This window comes from bacterium (assembly GCA_016873475.1).
In the GTDB taxonomy this organism is placed as follows: domain Bacteria; phylum Krumholzibacteriota; class Krumholzibacteriia; order JACNKJ01; family JACNKJ01; genus VGXI01.
Window position 1 is genome coordinate 1 of sequence record VGXI01000030.1, and the last position, 22853, is coordinate 22853.

Annotated in this window: 34 protein-coding genes and 1 tRNA gene; 33 read left to right on the forward strand and 2 right to left on the reverse strand. The window is 64.4% G+C overall.

Annotation, left to right across the window (positions count from 1 at the left end; genetic code table 11):
* The 31 genes from rplD to FJ251_04455 form a co-directional block, all read left to right on the forward strand.
* The coding region (gene rplD, locus FJ251_04305; protein MBM4116954.1) for a 50S ribosomal protein L4 at nt 1-274 on the forward strand (274 nt) is incomplete at its 5' end.
* Nucleotides 271-558, forward strand: a complete 288-nt coding sequence (locus FJ251_04310; protein MBM4116955.1) for a 50S ribosomal protein L23 — start codon at nt 271-273, stop codon at nt 556-558. The genes rplD and FJ251_04310, both read left to right, overlap by 4 nt.
* A 22-nt stretch (nt 559-580) precedes the next feature.
* On the forward strand, nt 581-1417 hold the full coding sequence (rplB, locus tag FJ251_04315; protein ID MBM4116956.1) for a 50S ribosomal protein L2: 837 nt from the start codon (nt 581-583) through the stop codon (nt 1415-1417).
* Between the two features lie 21 nt (nt 1418-1438).
* Nucleotides 1439-1705: a 30S ribosomal protein S19 gene (gene rpsS, locus FJ251_04320; protein MBM4116957.1), complete on the forward strand. Its 267-nt coding sequence runs from the start codon at nt 1439-1441 to the stop codon at nt 1703-1705.
* Between the two features lie 15 nt (nt 1706-1720).
* Nucleotides 1721-2068, forward strand: a complete 348-nt coding sequence (locus FJ251_04325) for a 50S ribosomal protein L22 (GenBank protein ID MBM4116958.1) — start codon at nt 1721-1723, stop codon at nt 2066-2068.
* An 11-nt stretch (nt 2069-2079) separates the two neighbouring features.
* Nucleotides 2080-2751 (forward strand): 30S ribosomal protein S3, encoded by a 672-nt coding sequence (rpsC, locus tag FJ251_04330; GenBank protein MBM4116959.1) that lies wholly within the window; start codon nt 2080-2082, stop codon nt 2749-2751.
* 3 nt (nt 2752-2754) lie between these two features.
* The gene (gene rplP, locus FJ251_04335; GenBank protein MBM4116960.1) at nt 2755-3165 is read left to right on the forward strand and encodes a 50S ribosomal protein L16; all 411 of its coding nucleotides are present in this window, start codon (nt 2755-2757) and stop codon (nt 3163-3165) included.
* A 10-nt stretch (nt 3166-3175) separates the two neighbouring features.
* Complete coding sequence (locus FJ251_04340) at nt 3176-3376, forward strand: 50S ribosomal protein L29 (GenBank protein ID MBM4116961.1); 201 nt, start codon at nt 3176-3178, stop codon at nt 3374-3376.
* A 14-nt stretch (nt 3377-3390) separates the two neighbouring features.
* Nucleotides 3391-3654 (forward strand): 30S ribosomal protein S17, encoded by a 264-nt coding sequence (rpsQ, locus tag FJ251_04345; protein MBM4116962.1) that lies wholly within the window; start codon nt 3391-3393, stop codon nt 3652-3654.
* Between the two features lie 15 nt (nt 3655-3669).
* Entirely contained in the window at nt 3670-4038 is a 369-nt protein-coding gene (gene rplN, locus FJ251_04350; GenBank protein MBM4116963.1) for a 50S ribosomal protein L14, read from the forward strand.
* 12 nt (nt 4039-4050) lie between these two features.
* Complete coding sequence (gene rplX / locus FJ251_04355; protein ID MBM4116964.1) at nt 4051-4284, forward strand: 50S ribosomal protein L24; 234 nt, start codon at nt 4051-4053, stop codon at nt 4282-4284.
* 56 nt (nt 4285-4340) lie between these two features.
* Nucleotides 4341-4883, forward strand: coding sequence for a 50S ribosomal protein L5 (gene rplE / locus FJ251_04360; protein MBM4116965.1), 543 nt, complete (start codon nt 4341-4343; stop codon nt 4881-4883).
* A 32-nt stretch (nt 4884-4915) separates the two neighbouring features.
* A complete protein-coding gene (locus FJ251_04365) occupies nt 4916-5101 on the forward strand; it encodes a type Z 30S ribosomal protein S14 (protein MBM4116966.1) in 186 nt (61 codons plus the stop codon).
* A gap of 33 nt (nt 5102-5134) precedes the next feature.
* A complete protein-coding gene (rpsH, locus tag FJ251_04370; protein MBM4116967.1) occupies nt 5135-5533 on the forward strand; it encodes a 30S ribosomal protein S8 in 399 nt (132 codons plus the stop codon).
* Nucleotides 5534-5555: 22 nt separating this feature from the next.
* The gene (locus tag FJ251_04375; protein ID MBM4116968.1) at nt 5556-6101 is read left to right on the forward strand and encodes a 50S ribosomal protein L6; all 546 of its coding nucleotides are present in this window, start codon (nt 5556-5558) and stop codon (nt 6099-6101) included.
* Nucleotides 6102-6109: 8 nt separating this feature from the next.
* A complete protein-coding gene (locus FJ251_04380; protein MBM4116969.1) occupies nt 6110-6481 on the forward strand; it encodes a 50S ribosomal protein L18 in 372 nt (123 codons plus the stop codon).
* A gap of 24 nt (nt 6482-6505) precedes the next feature.
* Complete coding sequence (locus tag FJ251_04385; protein MBM4116970.1) at nt 6506-7072, forward strand: 30S ribosomal protein S5; 567 nt, start codon at nt 6506-6508, stop codon at nt 7070-7072.
* A gap of 2 nt (nt 7073-7074) precedes the next feature.
* Entirely contained in the window at nt 7075-7266 is a 192-nt protein-coding gene (gene rpmD, locus FJ251_04390) for a 50S ribosomal protein L30 (protein ID MBM4116971.1), read from the forward strand.
* Nucleotides 7263-7706, forward strand: a complete 444-nt coding sequence (locus FJ251_04395; protein ID MBM4116972.1) for a 50S ribosomal protein L15 — start codon at nt 7263-7265, stop codon at nt 7704-7706. The genes rpmD and FJ251_04395 overlap by 4 nt, the downstream gene beginning before the upstream one ends.
* A gap of 46 nt (nt 7707-7752) precedes the next feature.
* The gene (gene secY / locus FJ251_04400) at nt 7753-9051 is read left to right on the forward strand and encodes a preprotein translocase subunit SecY (GenBank protein ID MBM4116973.1); all 1299 of its coding nucleotides are present in this window, start codon (nt 7753-7755) and stop codon (nt 9049-9051) included.
* A 2-nt stretch (nt 9052-9053) separates the two neighbouring features.
* Complete coding sequence (locus FJ251_04405; GenBank protein MBM4116974.1) at nt 9054-9743, forward strand: adenylate kinase; 690 nt, start codon at nt 9054-9056, stop codon at nt 9741-9743.
* Nucleotides 9740-10483: a type I methionyl aminopeptidase gene (gene map / locus FJ251_04410; GenBank protein ID MBM4116975.1), complete on the forward strand. Its 744-nt coding sequence runs from the start codon at nt 9740-9742 to the stop codon at nt 10481-10483. The genes FJ251_04405 and map overlap by 4 nt, the downstream gene beginning before the upstream one ends.
* Before the next feature lie 22 nt (nt 10484-10505).
* A complete protein-coding gene (infA, locus tag FJ251_04415; protein ID MBM4116976.1) occupies nt 10506-10724 on the forward strand; it encodes a translation initiation factor IF-1 in 219 nt (72 codons plus the stop codon).
* Nucleotides 10725-10755: 31 nt separating this feature from the next.
* Nucleotides 10756-10872 carry a 50S ribosomal protein L36 gene (rpmJ, locus tag FJ251_04420; GenBank protein MBM4116977.1) on the forward strand — a complete coding sequence of 39 codons (117 nt, stop codon included), beginning with the start codon at nt 10756-10758 and terminating at the stop codon, nt 10870-10872.
* A 24-nt stretch (nt 10873-10896) separates the two neighbouring features.
* Nucleotides 10897-11274 carry a 30S ribosomal protein S13 gene (rpsM, locus tag FJ251_04425; GenBank protein MBM4116978.1) on the forward strand — a complete coding sequence of 126 codons (378 nt, stop codon included), beginning with the start codon at nt 10897-10899 and terminating at the stop codon, nt 11272-11274.
* A gap of 94 nt (nt 11275-11368) precedes the next feature.
* Complete coding sequence (gene rpsK, locus FJ251_04430) at nt 11369-11767, forward strand: 30S ribosomal protein S11 (GenBank protein MBM4116979.1); 399 nt, start codon at nt 11369-11371, stop codon at nt 11765-11767.
* Nucleotides 11768-11824: 57 nt separating this feature from the next.
* Complete coding sequence (gene rpsD, locus FJ251_04435) at nt 11825-12436, forward strand: 30S ribosomal protein S4 (GenBank protein MBM4116980.1); 612 nt, start codon at nt 11825-11827, stop codon at nt 12434-12436.
* Between the two features lie 54 nt (nt 12437-12490).
* Nucleotides 12491-13501, forward strand: a complete 1011-nt coding sequence (locus tag FJ251_04440; GenBank protein MBM4116981.1) for a DNA-directed RNA polymerase subunit alpha — start codon at nt 12491-12493, stop codon at nt 13499-13501.
* A gap of 36 nt (nt 13502-13537) precedes the next feature.
* Nucleotides 13538-14017: a 50S ribosomal protein L17 gene (locus tag FJ251_04445; GenBank protein MBM4116982.1), complete on the forward strand. Its 480-nt coding sequence runs from the start codon at nt 13538-13540 to the stop codon at nt 14015-14017.
* Between the two features lie 16 nt (nt 14018-14033).
* Nucleotides 14034-14109, forward strand: a tRNA-Asn gene (locus tag FJ251_04450).
* Between the two features lie 66 nt (nt 14110-14175).
* Complete coding sequence (locus FJ251_04455; GenBank protein ID MBM4116983.1) at nt 14176-14373, forward strand: hypothetical protein; 198 nt, start codon at nt 14176-14178, stop codon at nt 14371-14373.
* Nucleotides 14374-14431: 58 nt separating this feature from the next.
* Here FJ251_04455 and FJ251_04460 read toward each other — a convergent pair whose 3' ends face one another.
* Nucleotides 14432-15619, reverse strand: a complete 1188-nt coding sequence (locus tag FJ251_04460; GenBank protein MBM4116984.1) for an IS256 family transposase — start codon at nt 15617-15619, stop codon at nt 14432-14434.
* 244 nt (nt 15620-15863) lie between these two features.
* Here FJ251_04460 and FJ251_04465 point away from each other — a divergent pair, with 244 nt between their 5' ends.
* On the forward strand, nt 15864-22238 hold the full coding sequence (locus FJ251_04465; protein ID MBM4116985.1) for a hypothetical protein: 6375 nt from the start codon (nt 15864-15866) through the stop codon (nt 22236-22238).
* On the forward strand, nt 22235-22456 hold the full coding sequence (locus FJ251_04470; GenBank protein ID MBM4116986.1) for a DUF2283 domain-containing protein: 222 nt from the start codon (nt 22235-22237) through the stop codon (nt 22454-22456). Before FJ251_04465 ends, FJ251_04470 begins: the two co-directional genes overlap by 4 nt.
* Before the next feature lie 236 nt (nt 22457-22692).
* On the opposite strand, the gene FJ251_04475 is transcribed toward FJ251_04470, so the two are convergent.
* The coding region (locus tag FJ251_04475) for a transposase (GenBank protein MBM4116987.1) at nt 22693-22853 on the reverse strand (161 nt) is incomplete at its 5' end.

Sequence of the window (22853 nt, forward strand, 5' to 3'; positions counted from 1 at the left end):
CGACGTGCTCGTGGTGAAGGACTTCACCCTGGCGGCGCCCAAGACCAAGGACTTCAAGGCGCTGATCAGCGCCATGGGCCTCAGCGAGGGCCGGGAGAAGATCCTGCTCGTCCTGGACGACTACCACCTGGAGCTCTGCAAGTCGGCGCGCAACCTGCGCAACCTGGACTTCATCGTCGGCCGCGAGCTGAACGCCTACCAGGTGCTGTGGGCGGACAAGCTGGTCGTCACCGCGCCGGCCCTCGAGCAGATCAAGGAGGTCTTCGGGGCATGAAGAACGCCTATCACGTCATCCGGCGCGCTCTGCTGACCGAGAAGAGCAACGCCCTGCGCGAGCGGAACATCTACGTCTTCGAGGTGGATCGCCGGGCGGACAAGCCGGAGATCAAGCGCGCCGTCGAGACCGTATTCAAGGTGAAGGTCGCGGACGTGCGCACGCTCAGCGTGCAGGGCAAGGTCAAGCGGCTCGGCCGCTTCTCCGGCAAGCGCGCCGACTGGAAGAAGGCCATGGTCACCCTGGCCGAAGGCCAGACCATCGACGTCGTCACCCAGGGCTGATCGCGCGGCGAGGAGAGAGAGCATGGGAATCAAGAAGTTCACGCCCCGGACCCCCAGCCAGCGCTACCGCACGGTCTCCGACTTCGCGGACGTGACTGCGGACAAGCCCGAGCGCAGCCTGCTCGAGCCGCTGCACCGGAGCGGGGGCCGCAACAACCACGGCCACATCACGATGCGGCGCCGCGGTGGCGGCCACAAGCGCATGTATCGCATCATCGACTTCAAGCGTGACAAGCGCGGCGTGCCGGCCACGGTGGCGACGATCGAGTACGACCCGAACCGCTCCGCGCGCATCGCCCTGCTGCGCTACGCCGACGGCGAGAAGCGCTACATTCTCGCGCCGAACGGGCTCAAGGTGGGCGATCGGGTGGAGGCCGGCTCCGGCGTCGAGATCAAGGTCGGCAATGCGATGCCGCTGAAGGAGTTCCCGCTCGGCTCGACGCTGCACAACATCGAGCTGAAGATCGGCAAGGGCGGGCAGATGGCGCGCAGCGCCGGCGCCGGCGTCCAGCTGATGGCCAAGGACGGCGACTACTGCCTGCTGCGCATGCCCAGCGGCGAGGTCCGCCAGGTGCACGGCAACTGCTACGCCACGCTCGGCCAGGTCGGCAACATCGACCACGAGAACGCAGTGCTGGGCAAGGCCGGCGCGGCGCGCTGGCGCGGCCGGCGGCCCAAGGTGCGCGGCGTCGCCATGAACCCCTTCGACCACCCGCACGGCGGCGGCGAGGGCAAGACCTCGGGCGGCCGGCATCCGGTCTCGCCCTGGGGCACCCCGACGAAGGGCTACAAGACCCGCAAGAAGAACAACCCGACCGACCGCTTCATCGTCCGTCGGCGGAAGTCCAAGTCGGCCTAGCCAGACTGAGGAGGCAAGGAATTGTCGCGTTCACTGAAGAAGGGTCCCTACATCGAGCTGCGCCTGCTCAAGCGGCTGGAAACGATGAACTCGAAGAACGAGAAGCGCGTGGTCAAGACCTGGGCCCGGCGCAGCACGATCTCGCCGGAGTTCGTGGGGCACACCCTGGCGGTGCACAACGGCAACAAGTTCATCCCGGTTTACGTCACGGAGAACATGGTCGGGCACAAGCTGGGCGAGTTCGCCCCCAGCCGCACCTTCCGCGCTCACTCCGGCAAGAAGCAGTAAGGCGATCGGAGGTCAGTGATGCCTGCCAAGGCTAGCGCCAAGTTCGTGCGAATCTCGCCGTTCAAGATGCGCCAGGTGGCCAACCTGGTGCGCGGGATGAACGTGAACCAGGCGATGAGCATGCTCAAGCTCATGAACAAGGGCGCCGCGCTGCCCATCTATCGCGTGATCAAGTCGGCGCTGGCCAACGCCACGGATCTCGCCAACGAGCAGAATCCCGTCGATGTCGATCGCCTCTTCGTGGCGACGATCCGGGCCGACGAGGGGCCGACGATGAAGCGGATCCGTGCCCGCGCCCAGGGCCGGGCCTACCGGGTCCGCAAGCGCACCAGTCACCTCTTCGTCGAGTTGGGCCAGAAGTAAGGAGGAGCACCGTGGGGCAGAAGACGCATCCGACCGGCTTTCGTCTCGGCGTCATCCGGACCTGGGACTCGCGCTGGTTCGCGGGCAAAAACTACGCCGACTGGCTCAACGAGGACGTGCTGATCCGCCGTTTCGTTCGCCAGCGCTTGCACCGCGCGGGCATCGCCCGGGTCACCATCGAGCGCTCGACGAAGAAGGTGACGGTGAACATCCACACCGCGCGCCCGGGCATGGTGATCGGCCGCAAGGGCCAGGAAGTGGACATGCTGCGCGACCAGCTCAACGTGCTGACCGCCAAGCAGGTCTACCTCAACATCAAGGAAGTGAAGAAGCCCGAGCTGAACGCCCAGCTGGTCAGCGAGCATGTCGCCTCGCAGCTCGAGAACCGCGTCAGCTTCCGCCGGGCGATGAAGAAGTCCATCACCTCCGCCATGCGCATGGGCGCGCGGGGGATCAAGATCCAGTGCGGCGGTCGCCTGGGCGGCGCCGAGATCGCGCGCGTCGAGCAGTACCACGACGGCATGGTGCCGCTGCACACGCTCCGCGCGGACATCGACTTCGGCACCTCGACGGCCAAGACGACCTTCGGCACCATCGGCGTCAAGGTCTGGGTCTACGTGAACGACGTCTTCCCGCGGGACTTCAGGCGCGAGCTGAGCAATCAGGTGCAGGAGGCCATCTAAGCCATGTTGATGCCCAAGCGCGTAAAGCACCGCAAGACCCAGAAGGGGCGCATGCGCGGCTTCGCCTACCGGGGGAGCAGCATCGCCTTCGGGCAGTACGCCATGCAGGCCGAGGAGCCCTGCTGGATCACCAGCCGGCAGATCGAGGCTGCCCGCGTCGCGATCACCCGCCACGTCAAGCGCGGCGGCAAGCTGTGGATCCGGATCTTCCCGGACAAGCCGATCACGATCAAGCCCGCAGAAACCCGCATGGGCAAGGGCAAGGGCAACCCGGAGTACTGGGTCGCCGTGGTCAAGCCGGGGCGCGTCGTCTTCGAGCTGGAGGGCGTGGGCGAGGACGTCGCCCGCGAGGCGATGCGGCTGGGCGCCGCCAAGCTCCCCGCGAAGATGAAGTTCGTGACCCGCGAGGCATGAGGAGACGGCCATGAAGAGCACGGAACTGCGGGATCTGAGCGTCGCCGAGCTGGTCGCGAAGGAGAAGGAGATGGCGGAGGAGCTCTTCACCATGAAGCTCCGCCACGGGCTCAACCAGCTCAACAACCCGCTCAGCATCCGCAAGGCGCGTCGCGCCCTGGCGCGGATCAAGACCAAGCTCGCCGAGCGCCGGCGCGAGCAGGCTCTCTAGGATAGGAGTCGAGGATGGAAGAGAAGGCCCGGAATCTGCGGAAGACCCTGCTGGGCACGGTCGTCAGCGACAAGATGCAGCAGACGGTCGTCGTCAGCGTCGAGCGGCGGATTCCGCATCCGCGCTACAAGCGCTACTACAACCGCACGAGCAAGGTGGTCGCCCACGACGCGGAGAACAGCTGCCGCGTCGGCGACCTGGTCCGCGTGATGGCCACGCGTCCCTTGAGCAAGACCAAGCGCTGGCGCGTCTTCGAGATCGTCAAGCGCGCCGAGTAAGGGGGCGAGGGGAAAATGATCCAGCAGGAAACCATGTTGGTCATCGCGGACAATTCGGGCGCGAAGAAGGCTCAGTGCATCAAGGTCCTGGGCGGCACGCGCCGCAAGTACGCGACGGTCGGCGACATCATCACGGTGGCGGTCAAGCAGGCCCTGCCCAACGGCACGGTCAAGAACGGCACGGTCGCGCGGGCCGTGGTCGTGCGCACGCGCAAGGAAGTGCGCCGCCGCGACGGGTCCTACATCCGCTTCGACCAGAACGCGGCCGTGATCATCAACCAGCAGAACGAGCCGGTGGGGACGCGCATCTTCGGTCCCGTGGCGCGTGAACTGCGCGAGAAGCGATTCATGAAGATCGTGTCGCTCGCGCCCGAAGTGCTCTAGCGAGGTGCAGCTGTGAAGATCGGTAAGAACGACACCGTCGAGGTCATCGCGGGCGCCCACAAGGGCGTCAAGGGGAAGGTGCTCAAGGTCTTCGCCGACAAGGAGCGCGTGATCGTCGAGAAGGTCAACATGGTCAAGCGCCACCGGAAGCGGCGCAGCCAGACGGACCCGGGCGGCATCATCGAGCAGGAGGCGCCCATCCACGTGTCGAACCTGCGGCGACTCGAGAAGGGCTCGCGTCCCTAGCGCGGCGGTATCCGGCGACGCGCGCCGGGCCCTGCGCAGGAGGAAAGGAAACGGACATGGCGAGGTTGAAGGCATTCTACAAGGAGACCGTGGCGCCTGCGCTGCAGGCGAAGTACGGCTACGCGAACCCGCTGCAGGTGCCGCGGCTGAAGAAGATCGTCATCAACATGGGCGTGGGCGAGGGTTCCCGCAACGAGGCCCTGATCAAGGCGGCCGAAACCGACTTGACGACGATCACCGGCCAGAAACCGCGCGTCAACGCCGCGCGCAAATCGGTGGCGAACTTCAAGATTCGCGAGGGCATGCCCGTGGGGCTCAAGGTCACCCTGCGCGGCGATCGCATGTGGGAGTTCTACGACCGCCTGGTCAACGTGGCGCTGCCCCGCGTGCGCGACTTCCGCGGCGTGCCCAGCAAGAGCTTCGACGGTCGGGGCAACTACAACCTCGGCCTGAAGGAACAGATCATCTTCCCGGAGATCGATTTCGACAAGATCACCCGAATCCAGGGGATGGACATCAACTTCGTCACCAGCGCCGAGACGGACGAGGAAGCGATGGAACTGCTGCGGCAGCTCAACATGCCCTTCCGTCGCAACTAGTCCCGAGCGGGGAAACGCACAGAGGTGTCAGCGTGGCCAAGAAGTGCCTGATCGTGAAGTCCAGCCGGAAGCCCAAGTTCGACGTGCGCAGCTACACGCGCTGCCGACGCTGTGGGCGGCCCCGGGGCTACATGCGCAAGTTCGGCATCTGCCGCATCTGCTTCCGCGAAATGGCCCTGCGCGGGGAGATCCCGGGCATCGTCAAGGCCAGCTGGTAACCGGACTCCGAGAAGCGAAACGAGGGTTAGAGCATGTCGATGACTGATCCCATTGCGGACTTCCTGACGAGGATTCGCAACGCCAGCCGCGCCAAGCACACGCGCGTGGACATCCCGGCTTCCCGGATCAAGGGCGAGATCGCGAAGATCCTGCGCGAACAGGGTTACGTGCGCGACGTGAAGTTCGTGGAAGATGGGCGGCAGGGCCTCCTGCGCATCTACTTGAAGTACAACGACGACAGCGGGCCCGTGATCGAGGGCCTGCAGCGCGTCAGCCGGCCCGGGCGGCGGATCTACTCCAAGAAGGGTGAGATCCCGCGCGTGCTCGGCGGCTACGGGCTCGTCGTCCTGTCCACGAGCCAGGGCATTCTCAGCGGCCACGAAGCCCGCCAGCGGGGCGTCGGCGGCGAAGTCCTGTGTCAGATCTGGTAGCTGGAGATTCGGAGGCAGTCACATGTCGCGCATTGGCAAGAGACCGATTCCGCTGCCCAAGGGCGTCAGCATCACTGCGCAGGCCGACGGCAGCTGCGTGGTGAAGGGTCCCAAGGGCGAGCTCAGCCGCCAGCTGAACCCGGAGATGCGGGTCGTCATCGCGGGCAGCGAGGCGCGCGTCGAGCGGCCCAGCGAGTCGCGCACGCACCGGGCCCAGCACGGGCTCACCCGCACGCTGCTGGCGAACATGATCGAGGGCGTCTCCGCCGGCTTCGTCAAGGAGCTGGAGATCGTCGGCGTCGGCTACCGCGCCGAGTTGAAGGGCAAGGACCTGCACATGGCCCTGGCCTATTCGCACCCGGTCGTCGTCAGCCCGCCCGAGGGCATCAGCTTCGAAGTGCCGCAGCCGACGCAGATTCGCATCATCGGCCACGACAAGGAGCTCGTCGGCCAGACGGCGGCGAACATCCGGGCCTGGCGCGCGCCGGAGCCCTACAAGGGCAAGGGGATCCGCTACAAGGGCGAGACGATCAACCGCAAGGCCGGCAAGGCCTCGGCGAAGGGCTAGGAGCAGCCATGGCAGTCAAGGCATTCGACCGCAAGGCGCAGCGCGCCAAGCGCCACCAGCGCATCCGCAAGGACCTGAGCGGCAGCGCCGAGCGACCGCGCCTGTCCGTCTACCGCAGCCTGACGAACATCTACGCGCAGCTCATCGACGACAAGCAGCGCGTGACGCTCGCCAGCGCGAGCAGCCTCAAGCTCAAGGCGACGCCCAAGGCGGGCGAGTCGGCGCGGATGGCCAGCGCGCGCGCCGTCGGCGAGGCGATCGCCGAGGCGGCCAAGGCCCAGGGTATCACGTCCGTGGTGTTCGACCGCGGCGGCTTTCTCTTCCACGGCCGGGTCAAGGCCCTGGCCGAAGCCGCGCGTCGGGCCGGACTCGAGTTCTAGGCAGACCAGGGGGTAACAAAGGTGATCCGAGGAGGCAAGGACCGGGAGCAGCGACCGCGCCGCCGCCGCGAACAGCCGGAGGAAGAGCGCTCGAACCTGATCGAGAAGGTGGTCGCGATCAACCGCGTGTCCAAGACGGTCAAGGGCGGCAAGAACTTCAGCTTCACCGCCCTCGTCGCGGTCGGCGACGGCAACGGCCAGGTGGGGACCGGCCTGGGCAAGGCCCGGGAGATCTCCGAGGCCGTGCGCAAGGGGACCGAGGCCGCCCGCAAGCGGATGGTCAGCGTCCAGCGCTTCGACAACCGGACCGTGCCCTTCCGCCTGGTCGGGCACTACGGGGCCGGTCGGGTGCTGCTCAAGCCGGCCGCGCCCGGTACGGGCGTCATCGCCGGCGGTCCGGTGCGCGCGGTGCTCGAGGCGGCGGGGATCTCGGACATCCTCACCAAGTCGCTGGGCTCCAACAACCCGCACAACCTCGTGCGGGCCACGATGGAGGGCCTGCGCCGGATGCAGTCGGCCTCGGACGTCGCCAAGCGGCGCGGCATCTCGGTGAGCCGGATGTTCGGTATTCGCCGCGAGGAGGAGGCGTAGCCATGGCGAAGCTGCTCAAGATCACCCAGACGCAGTCGGTGATCGGCAACAAGCTGAAGGCCAAGCGCACGATCGCGGCCCTCGGGCTGCGGCGCCTGCACCACACGGTGACCCACACGGACACCCCGCAGATCCGCGGCATGGTGTTCAAGGTCAAGCACATGGTCCGCGTCGAGGAGACGGAGGCGTCATGAAGCTCAACGATCTCAAGCCCGCGCCGGGCGCGACGCGCGGCGACAAGCGGCGCGGCCGCGGCCCCGGCAGCGGGCAGGGCGGCACCGCCGGCCGTGGCCACAAGGGCTACCACGCGCGCGCCGGCTCCAAGCACCGGCCCTGGTTCGAGGGCGGTCAGATGCCGATCCAGCGGCGCGTGCCCAAGCGCGGCTTCACGAACCTGTTCCGGCGCGAGTACCAGCCGGTGAACGTGGGGCAGCTGGCGCGCCTCCCGGAAGGGACCGAGGTGACGGCGGCCACGCTCCATGCGGCGGGTCTGATCAGCAAGCGCAACCGTCCGGTCAAGCTGCTCGGCGACGGCGAGGTGACCCGCGCCCTCACCGTGCGCGTGGACGCCTGCAGCGCCAGGGCGCGCGCGCTGATCGAGCAGGCCGGCGGCAAGGTCGAGGTGGCGCTCTAGGCGCCGGTGCGGCGAACGGCCTCACAGACGAGGAGAACAGCCCCAGATGCTCGCGAGCTTTCAGAGCACGTTCAAGATTCCGGATCTGCGCAAGCGCATCATCTTCACGGCGCTGCTGCTGATCGTCTACCGCCTGGGCAGCCACATCACGCTGCCGGGCGTGAACCGCCTGGCCATCGAGGACTTCTTCCGCGGCCAGGGCGGCGGCATCCTTGCGCTCTATGACCTTTTCGCCGGCGGCAATCTGTCCAAGGCGACGATCTTCGCCCTGGGCATCATGCCGTACATCAGCGCCTCGATCATCCTGCAGCTCCTGCAGGCGGTGGTGCCCTACTTCGAGAAGCTGGCGAAGGAGGGCGAGGAGGGGCGCAAGAAGATCAACCAGTACACGCGCTACGGCACGGTGCTGCTGGCCGCCCTGCAGAGCTTCGGCGTCGCCGTCTTCCTGGAGTCGATGGGCCCGGATGTCGTCGCGACGACCGGCTTCGGGTTCAAGCTGCTGGTGATGCTGACCCTGACGACGGGCACCATCTTCGTGATGTGGCTGGGCGAACAGATCAGCGAACGGGGCATCGGCAACGGCATCAGCCTGATCATCACGATCGGCATCATCGCCCGCTACCCGCTGGACCTCTTCAACACCGTCCAGGCCCTGCGCACGAAGCAGATGAGCTACCTGGGCGGCCTGGTGATGCTGGTCATGATGGTGCGCGTGATCGCCGGGATCATCTTCATGACCCAGGGCCAGCGGCGGATCCCGGTCCAGTACCCGAAGCGGGTGGTGGGCCGGCGCGTCTACGGCGGGCAGAACACGCACATCCCCCTGCGCGTGAACACGGCCGGCGTGATCCCGATCATCTTCGCGCAGTCGATCGTGATGTTCCCGGCGACGATCTCGAGCATGTTCCAGGGCAACGTGACGATGGACACGATCACCCGCTTCATGTCACCGGGGACGCCGCTGTACATCGTTCTGTACACGCTGATCATCATTTTCTTTACCTACTTCTACACGGCCATCGTCCTCAACCCCGTGGACATGGCGGAGAACATGAAGAAGTTCGGCGGTTTCATCCCCGGCATCCGGCCGGGCAAGAGCACCGCCGGCTTCATCGATCGGGCCTTGAGCCGGATCACGCTGCCGGGCGCCTTCTTCCTGGCGTTCATCGCCGTCCTGCCCGACATCCTGATCCGACAGTTCCGCGTCCCCTTCTACTTCGGCGGGACGGGCTTGCTGATCGTGGTGGGTGTAATGCTCGATACCCTGCAGCAGATCGAGAGCCACCTCTTCATGCGTCACTACGACGGCTTCATGAAGAAGGGACGCCTGCGGGGGCGGAGGTAGACGTGCGGCTGATCATCCTGGGGGCGCCGGGCTCCGGCAAGGGAACCCAGGCGGTGCGGATCAAGGCGCGCTATGGGCTGGCGCACATTTCGACCGGGGACATCCTGCGGGCGGAGGTGGCGGCGGGCAGCGAACTCGGGCGCCGTGCGCAGGCGATCATGGAGACCGGCCGGCTGGTGGGGGATGACATCGTCCTCGCCATGGTCGGCAAGCGACTGCAGCAACCGGACTGCGAACGCGGCTGGATCCTCGACGGATTCCCGCGGACGCGGCCGCAGGCGGAAGGCCTGAGCCGGCTGTTGAGCGCGGCCGAGAGCGAGGTCGACCTCGGGCTGCTGATCCAGGTCCAGCCCGAGGAGGTGGTCCGACGGCTGAGCGGGCGGCGGGTGAACCGCGTGAGCGGGCGCATCTACAGCCGCGAGGAGCTGGACCACTTGGCCGACCCAGCGGGGGAGATCCCGGCCGCGGGGCCGGCGCCCGATGGGGGGCAGTTCTTCCAGCGCGACGACGATCGCGCCCAGACGATACGGGACCGGCTGGCGGTCTACGAGGAGCAGACGCGGCCGGTGATCGATTACTACGAGAATCACGACAAGGTCGTGCGGATCGACGGCGCGCAACCGATGGAGCAGGTGACGGACGCCATCTTCTCGATCCTGCGCGATCGTTTCGGGAGCAGCGAGTCGGCATGATCCGGCTCAAGAGCAAGGCGGACATCGAGGCCATGCGCGTTGCGGGGAGCATCCTGCGCCGGGCGCTGACGAGCGCCGGCGCCGCCGTGCGGCCTGGGGTGACCACCGCCGAGCTCGACGAGCTGGTGCGCGAGAGCATCGCGCGGGAAGGCGGGCGGCCGGCCTTCAAGGGCTACCACGGCTTTCCGGGCAACGCCTGCATCTCGATCAACGAGGCGGTCGTGCACGGCATCCCGGGGTCCCGCGCGCTCGTCGAGGGGGACCTGGTGAGCATCGACGTCGGGGTCGAGAAGGGCGGCTACTACGCTGACGCCTGCGAGACCTACGGCGTCGGTCGCCTCAACCCGCAGGCGCAGCGCCTGCTCGACGTGACGCGGGACTCGCTGGCGGTGGGCATCGCCCAGGCGCAAGCCGGGCGGCGGCTGGGAGACATCTCCCACGCCGTGCAGAGTTTCGTCGAGGGGCACGGCTTCTCGGTCGTGCGCGACCTGGTCGGCCACGGCATCGGCTGGTCCCTGCACGAGGAGCCCCAGGTGCCCAATTTCGGCCAGGCGGGGCAGGGCCCCGAGTTGGTGCCGGGCATGGTGCTGGCGATCGAGCCCATGGTGAACGAGGGCCGGGAGGCCGTGCGCACCCTGGCCGACGAGTGGACCGTGGTGACTGCGGACGGCAAGCTGTCCGCCCATTTCGAGCACACGGTGGCGATCACGGAGTCCGGTCCCGTGATCCTCACCGCCTAGGCGCCGGCGGCGCGGAGGAGCAGTGGCCAAGCAAGGTGCCATCTCGGTGGAAGGAACCGTGATCGAGGCGCTCTCGAACGCCATGTTTCGCGTCGAGCTCGAGAACAACCACACGGTCCTCGCCCACGTAGCTGGCAAGATGCGCATGCACCTGATCCGCATCCTGCCGGGAGACAAGGTGACGGTGGAACTCTCGCCCTACGATCTGACTCGGGGGCGCATCGTCTACCGGTACAAGTAGCGTCGGCGAAGCGACGCTGAGAGAGGTTGCAATGAAGGTCCGAGCCTCGGTCAAGCCGATGTGCGAGAACTGCAAGGTGATTCGCCGCCATGGCGTGCTGCGGGTCATCTGCAAGAAGAACCCCCGGCACAAGCAGCGCCAGGGTTAGTCCGGTCGCTAAGGAGGAACTGTTTTGGCCCGAATCCAAGGCGTTGATCTGCCGGCCAACAAGCGGATCGTCGTCGGTCTGACCTACATCTACGGGGTGGGCCGCAGCACGAGCCAGAAGGTCCTGGCGCGGACGGGCATCAGCCCGGATCTGCGCGTGAAGAACCTGACGGAGGAGCAGTCCGCCCTGCTGCGGGACGAGCTGAACAAGCCGGAGTACCGCACCGAGGGCACCTTGCGCACCGAGATCTCCATGAACATCAAGCGGCTCATGGACATTGGCTGCTATCGGGGCCTGCGTCACCGCAAGGGTCTACCGGTGCACGGCCAGCGGACCAAGACCAACGCCCGCACGCGCAAGGGCCCCAAGGCCCGTCCCGGCGCGAAGAAGCGCGGTCGCTAGGAACCGGGGCGGGACGCCACAGGCGTCCGGCCCCCCTTCAGGGTTGAGGGCCCCCGCCTGGGGACCCGCCTGCAGATTCTGAGGAGGAATCACGATGGCTACGCCAACCGCCCGCGCGAAGGGCGGCCGCAAGAAGACTCGGAAGATGGACTCGCTGGGCGTGATCCACGTCAAGTCGAGCTTCAACAACACGATCATCACGGCAACCAGCCTGGGCGGGGACGTCTTCGCCTGGGCGAGCGCCGGCACTTCGGGTTTCAAGGGCAGCCGCAAGAGCACGCCCTTCGCCGCCCAGCTCGCTGCGGATCGCTGCGTGCGCGAGGCGATGAACCTGGGTCTCAAGCGCTGCGAGATCCACCTGAAGGGCCCCGGGCCCGGGCGGGAGGCGGCGATCCGCTCGATCCACGCCACGGGCATCGAGGTGTCGGGCGTCAAGGACAAGACGAGCATGCCCCACAACGGCTGCCGCCCCAAGAAGCGGCGGCGCATGTAAGCGAAACGGGGGAAACACGCCCCCCGGGGGCGCGGAGCATCAGAGGAGGTCGAGCGCATGGCGCGCTATCGTGGCCCGAAGCACAAGATCAGTCGACGCTTCGGCGAGAACATCTTCGAAACCGACAAGAACCCGCTCGACAAGCGGCCCTATCCGCCCGGTCAGCACGGGCGCAATCGCCGCCGCAAGACGTCCGAGTACGGGCTCCAGCTGGCCGAGAAGCAGAAGGTGAAGTACATGTACGGCGTCCTCGAACGCCAATTCCGGCGCTACTTCAAGGAAGCGGCGCGGCGGCAGGGCGTGACGGGCACGAACCTGCTCAAGATGCTCGAGGCGCGGCTGGACAACTTCGTCTTCCGGGCGGGCTTCGCGGCGACGCGCCCGCAGGCGCGGCAGTTCGTGAGCCACGGGCACTTCCTGGTCAACGGCCAGGCGGTGAACATCCCGAGCTACGAGCTGAAGCCCGGCGACCGAGTCAGCTTGCGGCAGAAGAGCCGGAGCAACCCCTTCATTCTGGAGTCCATCAAGAAGCGGGCTGCGCGCGGACGGGTACCCTACGTCAGCTTCGACGAGACCGCGTTCGAGAGCACCTACCTGAACGAGCCGGAGCGCGGGGACATGCCCGTGAACGTTCAGGAGCAGCTGATCGTCGAGCTCTACTCGAAATAGTCTGCGCGCGCGCGTACATGCCGTCGCCGTTGGGCGAGTAAGGAGGCTTTCCACATGAAGTGGAAGAACGTGCTCATGCCGAAGCAGGTGGAGGTCCAGAAGTCCGGGGAGACCCCGTACTTCACGCGCTTCACCGTCGAACCGCTCGAGCGGGGCTTCGGCCTCACGCTCGGCAACGCCCTGCGCCGCACCCTGCTCAGCAGCCTCCAGGGCGCCGCCGTCGTCGCCATCAAGTTCGAGGATGCGCTGCACGAGTTCACCAACATCCCGGGCGTCATGGAGGACGTCAGCGACATCGTCATCAACATCAAGCAGCTGGTCTGCCGCCTGCACACCGACATGTCGCACAAGCTGTACCTCGACATCAGCCGGCCGGGGCCCGTGACGGCGCGGGACATCACCGAGGACCCGGCGGTGGAGATCGTCAACCCCGACCTCGTGCTCTGCCACCTCAACGAGGGTGCGCACCTGCGGGCCGAGCTCCTGGTCAGCGACGGCCGCGGCTTCGTGCTCGCGGAGAACCACGAGCTCTCCGACACCTCGATTGGCGTCGTGCCGGTGGACGCGATCTTCTGTCCCGTCCGCCGCGTGAACTACCGCATCGAGGACACCCGCGTCGGCCAGCGCACGGACTACGACCGCCTCATCCTGGAGATCGAGACGAACGGCGCCATCACGCCCGAGGAGGCCCTCGGCTACGCGGCGAAGATCGTCAAGGACCACCTCTATCTCTTCATCAACTTCGATGAGGAGCCGATGGCCATCGCCGAGGAAGAGGTCGACGAGGAACTGGAGCGCATGCGCGAGCTGCTCGCCCGCAACGTCGAGGAACTGGAGGGGAGCGTACGGAGCGCGAACTGCCTCAAGGCCGCCGACATCAAGACGATCGGCCAGCTGGTCGTCAAGAGCGAGAGCGAGATGCTCCAGTACCGCAACTTCGGTCGCAAGAGCCTGAAGGAGATCAGCGAGATCCTCGAGGGCATGGGCCTGCACTGGGGAATGGACGTCAGCAGCCTGCTCAGTGCGGTGGGCGCGGGTGCCGAGAAGGAGAAGGCCCAGGCCTAGCCGCCGGGCCCTACACAGTCTAGCGAGGAACACGTCATGCGACACCAAGTCAGAGGCAACCGCTTGAACCGACCCGCCGACCAGGCGCGGGCGATGCTGCGCAACATGGTGACGAGCCTGTTTGCCCACGAGCGCATCGAGACCACCCTGACCAAGGCCAGGGAAGCCCGCCGCTACGCCGAGCGGATGATCACCTTCGCCAAGCGCGGCGACCTCGGCGCGCGCCGGCAGGCGGCGCGTTTCCTCACGGAACCCGCGGTCCTGCAGAAGCTCTTCACGGAGCTGGGGCCGCGCTACGCGGAGCGGCCGGGCGGCTACACGCGCGTCATCAAGGGCGGCATCCGCAAGGGTGACGACGCGGAGGTCGCGATCCTCGAGCTGGTCGGCGGCGAGTTCAAGGCGAAGAAGCGCACGAAGCGCGCCGAGAAGGCCGAGGCCAAGGCCAAGGCGATGGGCAGCGACAAGGCCAAGAAGAAGCGGAGCCTGCCGCGGGCCGCAGAGCCCGGGCGCGGCTAGCGCGGAAAGTAGTCGATCCTCGGTAGCTCAATTGGCAGAGCATGCGGCTGTTAACCGCAGGGTTGAAGGTTCAAGTCCTTCCCGGGGAGCCTATTGTTACTGTCCACGAACCCAGCGGGGTTTGGTAGCGCGTACCAGATCTCGGCGGTTCGGCGGTCGTGAACGATGACCTTCTTCACCAGGCGGTGGAGAAGGTCTCTCTTGTGGGGGTTCGGCCCCGCGGCCATGACCTGGTCGAAGTTGTCGATCAGAGCAGCCAGCATCTCCTTGTCGATCGCCGGCAGTTCTATATTCTGCTGCCTCGCTTCAAGCGCCTGCTTTGTGCCGGCCAGCTCATCGAGCCGTCCACGCGGTAGTGTCCAGGATCTTTCGCACATTTGCTGAGGAACTCTCCTCGAGCTGGTCCCTCTTTTCTCAGCTTGCCGCCTTGCTCGCTAGCTCCTCCTGATCGCTCAAGAGGTCCATGCTGAGGTAGCGGCGGTAGCCCCACTTCGTCCCTGCGATGTGGCGGAGGCGAGCCGCCACCAGCATCAGCGCCGACTCGCCATCGGGAAAGCAGCCCACCACGCGCGTCCGTCGCCGGACCTCCCTCATGATCCGCTCCATGGGGTTGTTCGTGCGAATCCGACACCAGTGCTCGCTGGGAAAGTCGTAGTAGGTCAGTGTCTCCTCGCCACCGCTGGCAACGAGCTCGGCCGCCTTCGCCAGTTTCATTGCCCGCAGCTTCTTGGCCACGGCCTTGAGCTTCTCTATTGCTTCCCGCTGATCCTCCTGTGCATGGATCGCCTTCAGCATCGCCGCCACCTGCCGCACCTTCCCCTTGGGCACCAGCGTGAAGACGTTGCGATAGAAGTGCACGATACAGCGCTGCCAGGCGGCATCGGGAAAGCACTCGCCGACGCTCTCGACCAAGCCCAAGCACTTGTCGCTGATCACCAGGCGGACACCCATTAAGCCTCGCTGCTTCAAGTGCCGCAGGAAATCCAGCCAGCTCGCCTGGTCTTCCTTGCCGCCCTCGCACACCCCCAGGATCCGCCGATAGCCGCTCGCGGCGACACCGATGGCCACCAGCACGGCAATGTTGCGGACCTCGCCACCCCAGCTCCGCTTCAGGTAGATGCCGTCCAGGTACACGTAGGGAAACTCACCGTCGATCGGTCGCTGGCGCCATTCCTCGATCTGCTTGTAGATCCGCTGGTTGAGCGTGCTGACTGTACTCGGGCTGACGCGGCTGCCCCAAAGCGCCTCGGTGATGTCCTCGACCCGACGGACGGAGACGCCGGCCAGGTACATCTCCACCAGGGCCTCCTCGACGGAGCTTTCTCGCCGGCGGTAGCGCTCGATGATGGCCGTCTCGAAGGGCAGCTTGCGCAGTTTGGGCATCCGCAGTTCGACCTTACCGGCCTTGGTTTCCAGACCGCGGCGGTAGCTGCCGGCCCGCGTATCGAGCCGGTCTGGACTGCGCTCGTAGCGCTTCGCGTTGCAGAGTGTGTCCGCCTCGGCGTCCAGCAGGCTGTTGAGAGTCTCTTCCACGGTGCCGCGCACGATCTCCCCGAGGTGCTCCCTCACCTGCTGCTCATCGACCTGAATGACTTTCCCCAGTTTCGTGCTAGAATCTCCCACGGGTGGTCCTCCTCTGCGTCCAATGGGTCTTCGACAACCGCATTAGACCAGATCGAGGGCCACCCCTCCTCAATCGTGCGAAAGAAACCCTACGTCATCTCCACTTTCGAACATATTCTCCTTGATCGTCCATCGCAGCGCTGCCTATCCTGCTTGGGCAGACACGTGCGGCTTCTCGGATTAGCCGCGGCGGCAGCGAGGGAAGATCCGCGCAGAAGGGAAGGTGGAAGTGAAGTGGGCAGGCTTCCTGGCGGTGGTGGCCGCGACTAGCGTGATGCTGACCTGCAATGCGATCGCTGTTTCGACCGCGGACGAGGATCCACCAGCGGCGAACCCACAGCTTCTTCGCACAGACGGCGAACCATCCGGATTGCCCGGCTCGCCTAGTACTTCGGAGTTCGACGGCAGCTTCTCCTATTCCTACGACTTCGAGGTGCCTCCGGGGATCAATGGCTTTCAGCCCGACCTAGAGCTCATCTACAACTCGAACGCGGGGATTGGCGTGGCCGGACGGGGCTGGAGACTCGGCGTCCCCTACATGTACGAGGACTACTTCTACTCAGGAAGCGAGAGGCGAGAACTAGTCACCATCTACGACGGTGGGGGGCAGCCGATCGAGAAGCGGCTCAAGCACGACAACGGCGAGTTCCTCGTGATCCGCGACCGCGAGATGTATGACAAGAACGGAATCGTGTACGAGTTCTTTGAGTCCTTGGCGTTCACCTATCCTGGAAGCGGTAACCACGGTGAATCGGGGCTCTACCTTTCGAGAGCCACCGCTCCTGGCGGAAACGCGATCATCTACGAATACCTACAAACGGGGCCAGAGGCAAGCCCTCCAAACCCAACCGAGGGCCGCTACCTGTACTTGGAGCGGATCAGGTACGCGAACAGCAACTGCACAATCCAGTTCTACTATTCAGACCCCGTTCACGGTGTGGATCGGTTCGACACCATGGGCGACTATAGCCGCGGGTTCAAAATCCAGATGGACCGGCGACTGAAGAAGATCGTGTGCTACGCGCAGGGCCAGGCGACACATTGGTACTTCTTCGACTATGAGACGAGTCCGCTGAACGATGACCTGATGCTCACGCAGATCAGGCGGGGCAAGAACGCGGAGGGCTCTGAGTACATCGGTCAGGAGTTTGCCTATCGCTATCCGGTTCAAAGCTCGGCAGACGATTGGCTGGCAGTACCCATCTCGCTGCCGTTCACGCTCTCCGACGATAGCTGGAGGAATAGCGTAACGGGGGACTACAATGGAGACGGAATCGCGGACGTATTCCTGCTGGATAAGGAGGAGCCTTTCGGGGAGTCCGCCTGCTGTGTGCTCCTCGGACAGCCGAACGGGATCTTTCATACATACGAGTTCACCCCTGGGGCCGAGTACGACTTGATCGGGTCCCACTGGCTCCCTCCCAGCGCCAGACCGTACTACCTGCCCGGCGATTTCAATGGCGACGGGCGGACGGACTTGATCCACGTCACTGATAGATACGAGGCCTACACGTGGCTCAGCAAGGTCGCCGGCAACGGAGCGTTCGACGGCTTTGACCTTGTTTCAGCACCCGTCGTTGGTCACAACTGGATACTGCCGGGAAACGTGGAAGGTACCGTCTTCATGCGCTTGCATGGCGGCGACTTCAACGACGACGGACTTGCCGACCTTTGGCAACCCAAATGGCATGATCCCTATCAGGGCGGGGACATCGTGGGGTTCTACGTCATGCTCTCGAACGGTGATGGGACCTTCACGCATGACTTCTGGAACTATGGGCCGGATGCGTGGAGGGCCCCCGTCTACTGCAATCCGCCTACTGGGTTTGGCAACATCGTGCTCGACTTCAACAACGACGGTCGCGCGGATATCGTCAGCGTCGACGAGGTGGCCGGGTTCTACAGGAATGGTCAGAAGTGGGACGATCCCGCTGGGGATACCTATGGGTGGGACAGCAATGAGCCCCCTGACTTCGCCTATCAGCATGCGCTGACCTACTTGGTACCTGACGGCAGTACGTCATGTCGATTGTACTATCCAGTCCTTGGAGACGTTAACGGTGATGGGCAGGCAGATTTCCTGTCGGTCCGCAGCACAGCCCTTGATGAGTGCAGCCACTATGGGCCGGGTAGCTGGAACCGCTACGGCCTTCAGTGTGCTTTCGGATTGTCCCTGTTCGACGAGTACTGGGTCCGGCCGCAGGAATGGGACCAACCTGATGGATGTTGCTTCGATCACCTAAACTCGATGAGTCGACTCCTCCCGGGCGACTTCAACGGCGACGGACGTACCGAGTTTCTGGTCGTCAAGGACCGCTGCAACTACTACGCCGATGACACCCATGCGCAGGTCATGCGCTGGACCAAGGCAGAGGTTCATGGGCATTCGAATGTACCCTGTCTAGTTCCCGTGAGCGGGTGCCTGAATGGAGACGGCGCGCCGCTCTATCCCTTCGGCGTTGGGAAGCTAGGAAACATGCTCCTCGTGGCCGACTTCACCGGCGACGGCAAAGCCGATGTCTTCAGCCTGCGCAAGGGCTCGCAGTCAGACGAGAACTACCTCTTCACGCCGATTCCCGATGTCTACAACAACGTGCTGATCAAGATCCGGCGAACTACCGAGAACAGCGGTGCCTGGAACAACTCGGCGTTGGACCTCGTGCAGCTCGAGTACAAGACCACGCGTGAGTACCCGGAGATGTCAATGCCGGTCGTGCTGAACGTCGTGGATAGGATGTTCCGGCGAGACGGCCTTCTGAACACCTACCGGACCACCTACGAGTACGAGGATGGCCTCTACGACAGGGACCGCGAGGAGTTCATGGGGTTCGGGAAGGTGACCGTCACCAATCCGGACAATTCGAGAAAGGTCACCCACTTTCACCAGGATCCGAATCGCGTTGGTCATCCCATCGAGGAGCAGATCTTCTTCCCGGGTGGGGAGCCGGCCAGCCGGGACACCTACGTGTGGACGGTTGAGGAGAATGGGGACTATGACGCTTTCGTGCATCTCGATGAGGTGGTGCACTACGAGTACGATCTCGAAGCTGAACCAGATCCGGAAGAGGTGGCAACAAGCCGGGTAACGCTTCGGTACGATCCAGCCTGCCGCAACGTCAGCCACATGGCGATCGAAGACCCGAGAGGAGTCCTCGCTGGGTACACCATGCCCCTCTCGGTGGAGACCGAGTGGGAAAACGTGGGAGAATGGTGGTGGCGAAAAACCAGTGAAGAGAAGTGGTTCACTGAATACATAGTCGTTGGGGGGCAGGGGGGTACGGTGCCGCAGCTGTTCAGGGCCTTGCACTTCGACTACGATCCGGCCACGGGGATGCTGGACCGGGTCACGAAGGGCGCGCTGGGTCAGCCGGATGGACAGACCATCGTGGATTACGACTACGATGCGATGGGAAACCGAACGAAGGTTCTGTACCCGAATGGTTTGGAAACTGTAACGACCTATGCGGATTTCTGGTATCCAACTCAGGTGCAGTCGAAGTTCGGTACCGAAGTGCTCCTTGAGGAGGAGTACAATTGGGATCACGGATTCGGATCACTGAAGGAACACTGGGACGTCAACGGGAACAAGACCGTCTACACTTGCGATCCGCTAGGTCGACCTTCGACGGAGACCCTCTACATGCTCGAGGGGCCATCGGTCTTTGGGGAGACCCTGACCACATACGAGGATGACTTCGAGTATCATATGGGTTGGTCCTCCCTGGAACTTGAGACCTCGCCCCTCATCACCGTGCGGCGTAGAGCTGGAGTGGACGCTGGAACGGGTGAGCCTAGGTACGTTCAGGAGCGCACGTACTACGACCTCAATGGCAATACCGTTCAGGTAGACCAGCCGGTTACCGGAGGTTTCCCGTCCTCAACACGCTACGCCTACGACTTTGCCGGCAGGCAGACGAGTGTATGGGGCCCATCGATAGAAGGGCCTTGGGGGCAAGGGCCGGGTGATCCAGACGACTGGGACGCCAGTATGGTCTCGACGACGACCTATGATTGCCTTGGTCGCCCGCTCACCGATACCCAAACGGCGAACGGTGGCACCGCGATCACCCAGCACGAGTATGGCGTCGCCCGCAAGACGGTGACCGATCCCGAGGGCCGAACGACCGAGTACGAGTTCGATCACCTGGGGCGGATCGCCACGGTGATTGAGCACGGTATGCCGGACGGGCCGTACGCGACCCGCTACCGGTATGCGGTTGACGAGGAGATCATCTACGTTCGCGATGACCTGGGGAATGAGTACCACTGGGCCTACGATCCCGCTGGCCGTTTGGTGGAGATCGATCACCCAGACACAGGCGTCACGCGGATCACTTACGAAACAGGGTTCGATGATATTGCCACGATCACCCATGCCAGCGGCAAGACCGAGCAGAGGACCTACGACGCGCTTCGGCGCCTCGATGAAGTGCATTGGAGCGGAGGGTTGCTGTGGGACTACGAGTACGGCGCCAACACACCGGAATGCCACGCCGCGGGAACGACGAATCGCCTCACTCGGATTCAGAATGAGAATGAGACGCGAACGTACCTTGCCTACGATCCGAATGGGAACCTCCGGTTAGAAAACGCGCAGATTGCTGGGGAGTCGGGGATCTGGTTCTGCAATTATGGCTTCGACACGCTCAGTCGCCCCACTGACGTCCTCTTTCTCTACCCCGGCAACTTCAAGGTAGAGTATGACTACCTTCCGGGCACGAACACCCTGCAGAGGATCTACTCAGAGTCGGCGGGGAGGGAGTTCTCCATCGACTACAGCGACTTCAAGGCCTATGGGCCTCCGCAGAACATCACCTACAGCAACGGACTGAACACGGAGAAAGGCTACCCCGACGATTCGACATGGCTGCAGTTCGCTACCGTGCGCGCGGCGAATGGCACGGCACTCCTGCACCACCACTACAGCTATGACATGTCCGGGTACTGCACGCAGATCGACATGCACGGCGCTTGGCCTGCGGTCCCCGAGTCCGCGAATCGCAAGTACATCTATGGCTATGATCCCCTAGGACGCCTGGAGCACTCCCAGCTCTGGGATGCCCAGAACGGATTCACGCATGATCTGGCGGTGGCGTACTCACCGCTAGGGAGCATCCTCAGCAAGACGAAAGACGGAGTCACAACCACCTATACGATCGACGGCGCCTGCGCGCATCGACCCTCGGCACTCACCAGAGGGGCGAAGCAGTACCCCCTTCAGTACGACGTCGATGGAAACATGGTCAATGGGGCCCTGATCGGCGACGCGGATCACGTCAAGCGACGCGCCATCGCCTACAACGCTTTCAACATGGTGGACCGTGTGGTCATTGCGAAGAGCGGTGGCGGCGATCCGGATCCACAGATGGAACGTGGTGGCGGCCAGGCTGGCGGCACCGACACGGTCGTGGAGTACAAGTATGGCGTCGGCGGGCGCAAGGTGCGATCGACGCTCAACGGCGCCGTCGAGTGCGCCTACTACTCCCCCGGGTGCGAGTACCGGAATGGAGCCTGGGTGCACTACGCGATGCTTGGCGGGCATCGCCTCGTCAAGATCGCAGGCGCGGATGTCTCGTTCTACCACTTGAATCACCAGGGCAGCGTCGCCGCGATCAGCAACGAGTCGGGGGGGCTGCTGGAGTACATCGAGTACGATGTGTGGGGGAAGGACCTCAGCCGCACGGGCACTGCCAGCAGCGAGTGGCGCTTCACGGGGCAGGAGTTCGATGGGACCACCGGGCTTTACGACTATCACTTCCGCATGTACGACCCGGAGTACGGGTTCTTCGTCAAGCCGGACGATCGCGACCAGAACCTCTACGACCCACAGACTCTGAATCGCTACGCCTATTGCCGCAACAACCCCGTGGGCAATATCGACCCCGATGGTCACTTCATAATCCCAATCGGCGAACGCACAATGCTGGGACCGGGTGGGGAAGAGATAACGGTGTCGACCTGGGCGATCTGGGCGCCATCGTCGCGGTTTGGCTTTCCAGTCTTCCTGGGGACCTTCGAGGTTCCGCTATCGATTGCGGAGGTCGGGAGCCTTGCGCTCGATGTGGTAGGAGTGGTGCCAGGGATTGGCGATCTTGCGGATCTTGTGCAAGGAATCGCCGCACTCTCGCAAGGGCATTGGGGGGCAGCGGCGCTGAATACAGCAGGCTTGGTACCCTTCTTCGGGGACCTTGCGAAGCTCGGCCGCGGGGCGGCCAAGGTCATGAAGCTGTTCGACAATCTGCGGGCGCTCTCGAAACTGCGAGACCTTGGCAGAGCCGGGGAGGCCGCAAGGGGGGCAAGGTTCGTCACGAACGCCGTAGGTGAGACTCAGATCTTCCTGCATGGTGCGGGGCGGACGTTGGAGGTCTCGTCACATGCGGCGCAGCGCATCACGGAACGGGGAGTGTCGCTCGATGCTGTCGAGGCCGTAATCAGCAGCCAGAAGCCCTTCCAGTACCTCCACGACGGGGTCACGAAGACGGGCTTCTATGATCCCGCATCTCGGCTGTTTGTTGGATCGGTCGATAACACAATCACCACCGTCATCCCTGGCGCTCCGCCTAACTACATCAACAACCTGATGGGGGCCGTGCCATGAGGATCACCTACGATCCAAAGACCGATGCGGCCTACATCTACCTTGAGGACAAGATCGGCCCAAGTGGCGTAGCTCGGACCTATCCATGCGACCCGAAGGGAGTGAACGGCCAAATCAACCTCGACTTCGATTCCGAAGGGCGCCTCTTGGGCATTGAGATCCTCGACGCCCGGAGGAAGCTGCCGGAGGACCTCCTGCGGAGCGCTCCGCTCAAGTAGCGGTGCACCCGATCTGACGAAGGACGCGTGCTGGTGAAACACGGTGAATGTTGTCGAGATTGAGGGAGTTCTCCATCGACTACAGCGACTTCAAGGCCTACGGGCCGCCGCAGAACATCGCCTACAGCAACAGCCTCCGCACCGAGAAGGGCTACCCCGACGATTCGACAGGAGAAGTGGTCCTACTTTCCTGGACAGGTTGGCGGCTGAGCTAAGGTGGACTCCACGGGTTGTCATCATGCCGCCTTCTGCAGTTGGTACTCCTCCATCGGGGTCCTGTCGTTGCTGAGGCTCGAATGGGGCCTCTCCTCATTGTACAGCCGCAGCCACGCCCCAATCCAGTCGCGTGCCTGGATGCCGTTCTCCAGATCGCGCAGGTAGACGCACTCGTACTTGA

Excerpts from the sequence above, each read along its gene's own strand:
- FJ251_04310 (MBM4116955.1), top strand. The coding sequence starts at position 271 with ATGAAGAACGCCTATCACGTCATCCGGCGCGCTCTGCTGACCGAGAAG.
- rplB (MBM4116956.1), top strand. The coding sequence starts at position 581 with ATGGGAATCAAGAAGTTCACGCCCCGGACCCCCAGCCAGCGCTACCGC.
- rplP (MBM4116960.1), top strand. The coding sequence starts at position 2,755 with ATGTTGATGCCCAAGCGCGTAAAGCACCGCAAGACCCAGAAGGGGCGC.
- FJ251_04340 (MBM4116961.1), top strand. The coding sequence starts at position 3,176 with ATGAAGAGCACGGAACTGCGGGATCTGAGCGTCGCCGAGCTGGTCGCG.
- rpsQ (MBM4116962.1), top strand. The coding sequence starts at position 3,391 with ATGGAAGAGAAGGCCCGGAATCTGCGGAAGACCCTGCTGGGCACGGTC.
- rplN (MBM4116963.1), top strand. The coding sequence starts at position 3,670 with ATGATCCAGCAGGAAACCATGTTGGTCATCGCGGACAATTCGGGCGCG.
- rplE (MBM4116965.1), top strand. The coding sequence starts at position 4,341 with ATGGCGAGGTTGAAGGCATTCTACAAGGAGACCGTGGCGCCTGCGCTG.
- rpsH (MBM4116967.1), top strand. The coding sequence starts at position 5,135 with ATGTCGATGACTGATCCCATTGCGGACTTCCTGACGAGGATTCGCAAC.
- FJ251_04375 (MBM4116968.1), top strand. The coding sequence starts at position 5,556 with ATGTCGCGCATTGGCAAGAGACCGATTCCGCTGCCCAAGGGCGTCAGC.
- FJ251_04380 (MBM4116969.1), top strand. The coding sequence starts at position 6,110 with ATGGCAGTCAAGGCATTCGACCGCAAGGCGCAGCGCGCCAAGCGCCAC.
- rpmD (MBM4116971.1), top strand. The coding sequence starts at position 7,075 with ATGGCGAAGCTGCTCAAGATCACCCAGACGCAGTCGGTGATCGGCAAC.
- FJ251_04395 (MBM4116972.1), top strand. The coding sequence starts at position 7,263 with ATGAAGCTCAACGATCTCAAGCCCGCGCCGGGCGCGACGCGCGGCGAC.
- secY (MBM4116973.1), top strand. The coding sequence starts at position 7,753 with ATGCTCGCGAGCTTTCAGAGCACGTTCAAGATTCCGGATCTGCGCAAG.
- map (MBM4116975.1), top strand. The coding sequence starts at position 9,740 with ATGATCCGGCTCAAGAGCAAGGCGGACATCGAGGCCATGCGCGTTGCG.
- rpmJ (MBM4116977.1), top strand. The coding sequence starts at position 10,756 with ATGAAGGTCCGAGCCTCGGTCAAGCCGATGTGCGAGAACTGCAAGGTG.
- rpsK (MBM4116979.1), top strand. The coding sequence starts at position 11,369 with ATGGCTACGCCAACCGCCCGCGCGAAGGGCGGCCGCAAGAAGACTCGG.
- rpsD (MBM4116980.1), top strand. The coding sequence starts at position 11,825 with ATGGCGCGCTATCGTGGCCCGAAGCACAAGATCAGTCGACGCTTCGGC.
- FJ251_04440 (MBM4116981.1), top strand. The coding sequence starts at position 12,491 with ATGAAGTGGAAGAACGTGCTCATGCCGAAGCAGGTGGAGGTCCAGAAG.
- FJ251_04445 (MBM4116982.1), top strand. The coding sequence starts at position 13,538 with ATGCGACACCAAGTCAGAGGCAACCGCTTGAACCGACCCGCCGACCAG.
- FJ251_04470 (MBM4116986.1), top strand. The coding sequence starts at position 22,235 with ATGAGGATCACCTACGATCCAAAGACCGATGCGGCCTACATCTACCTT.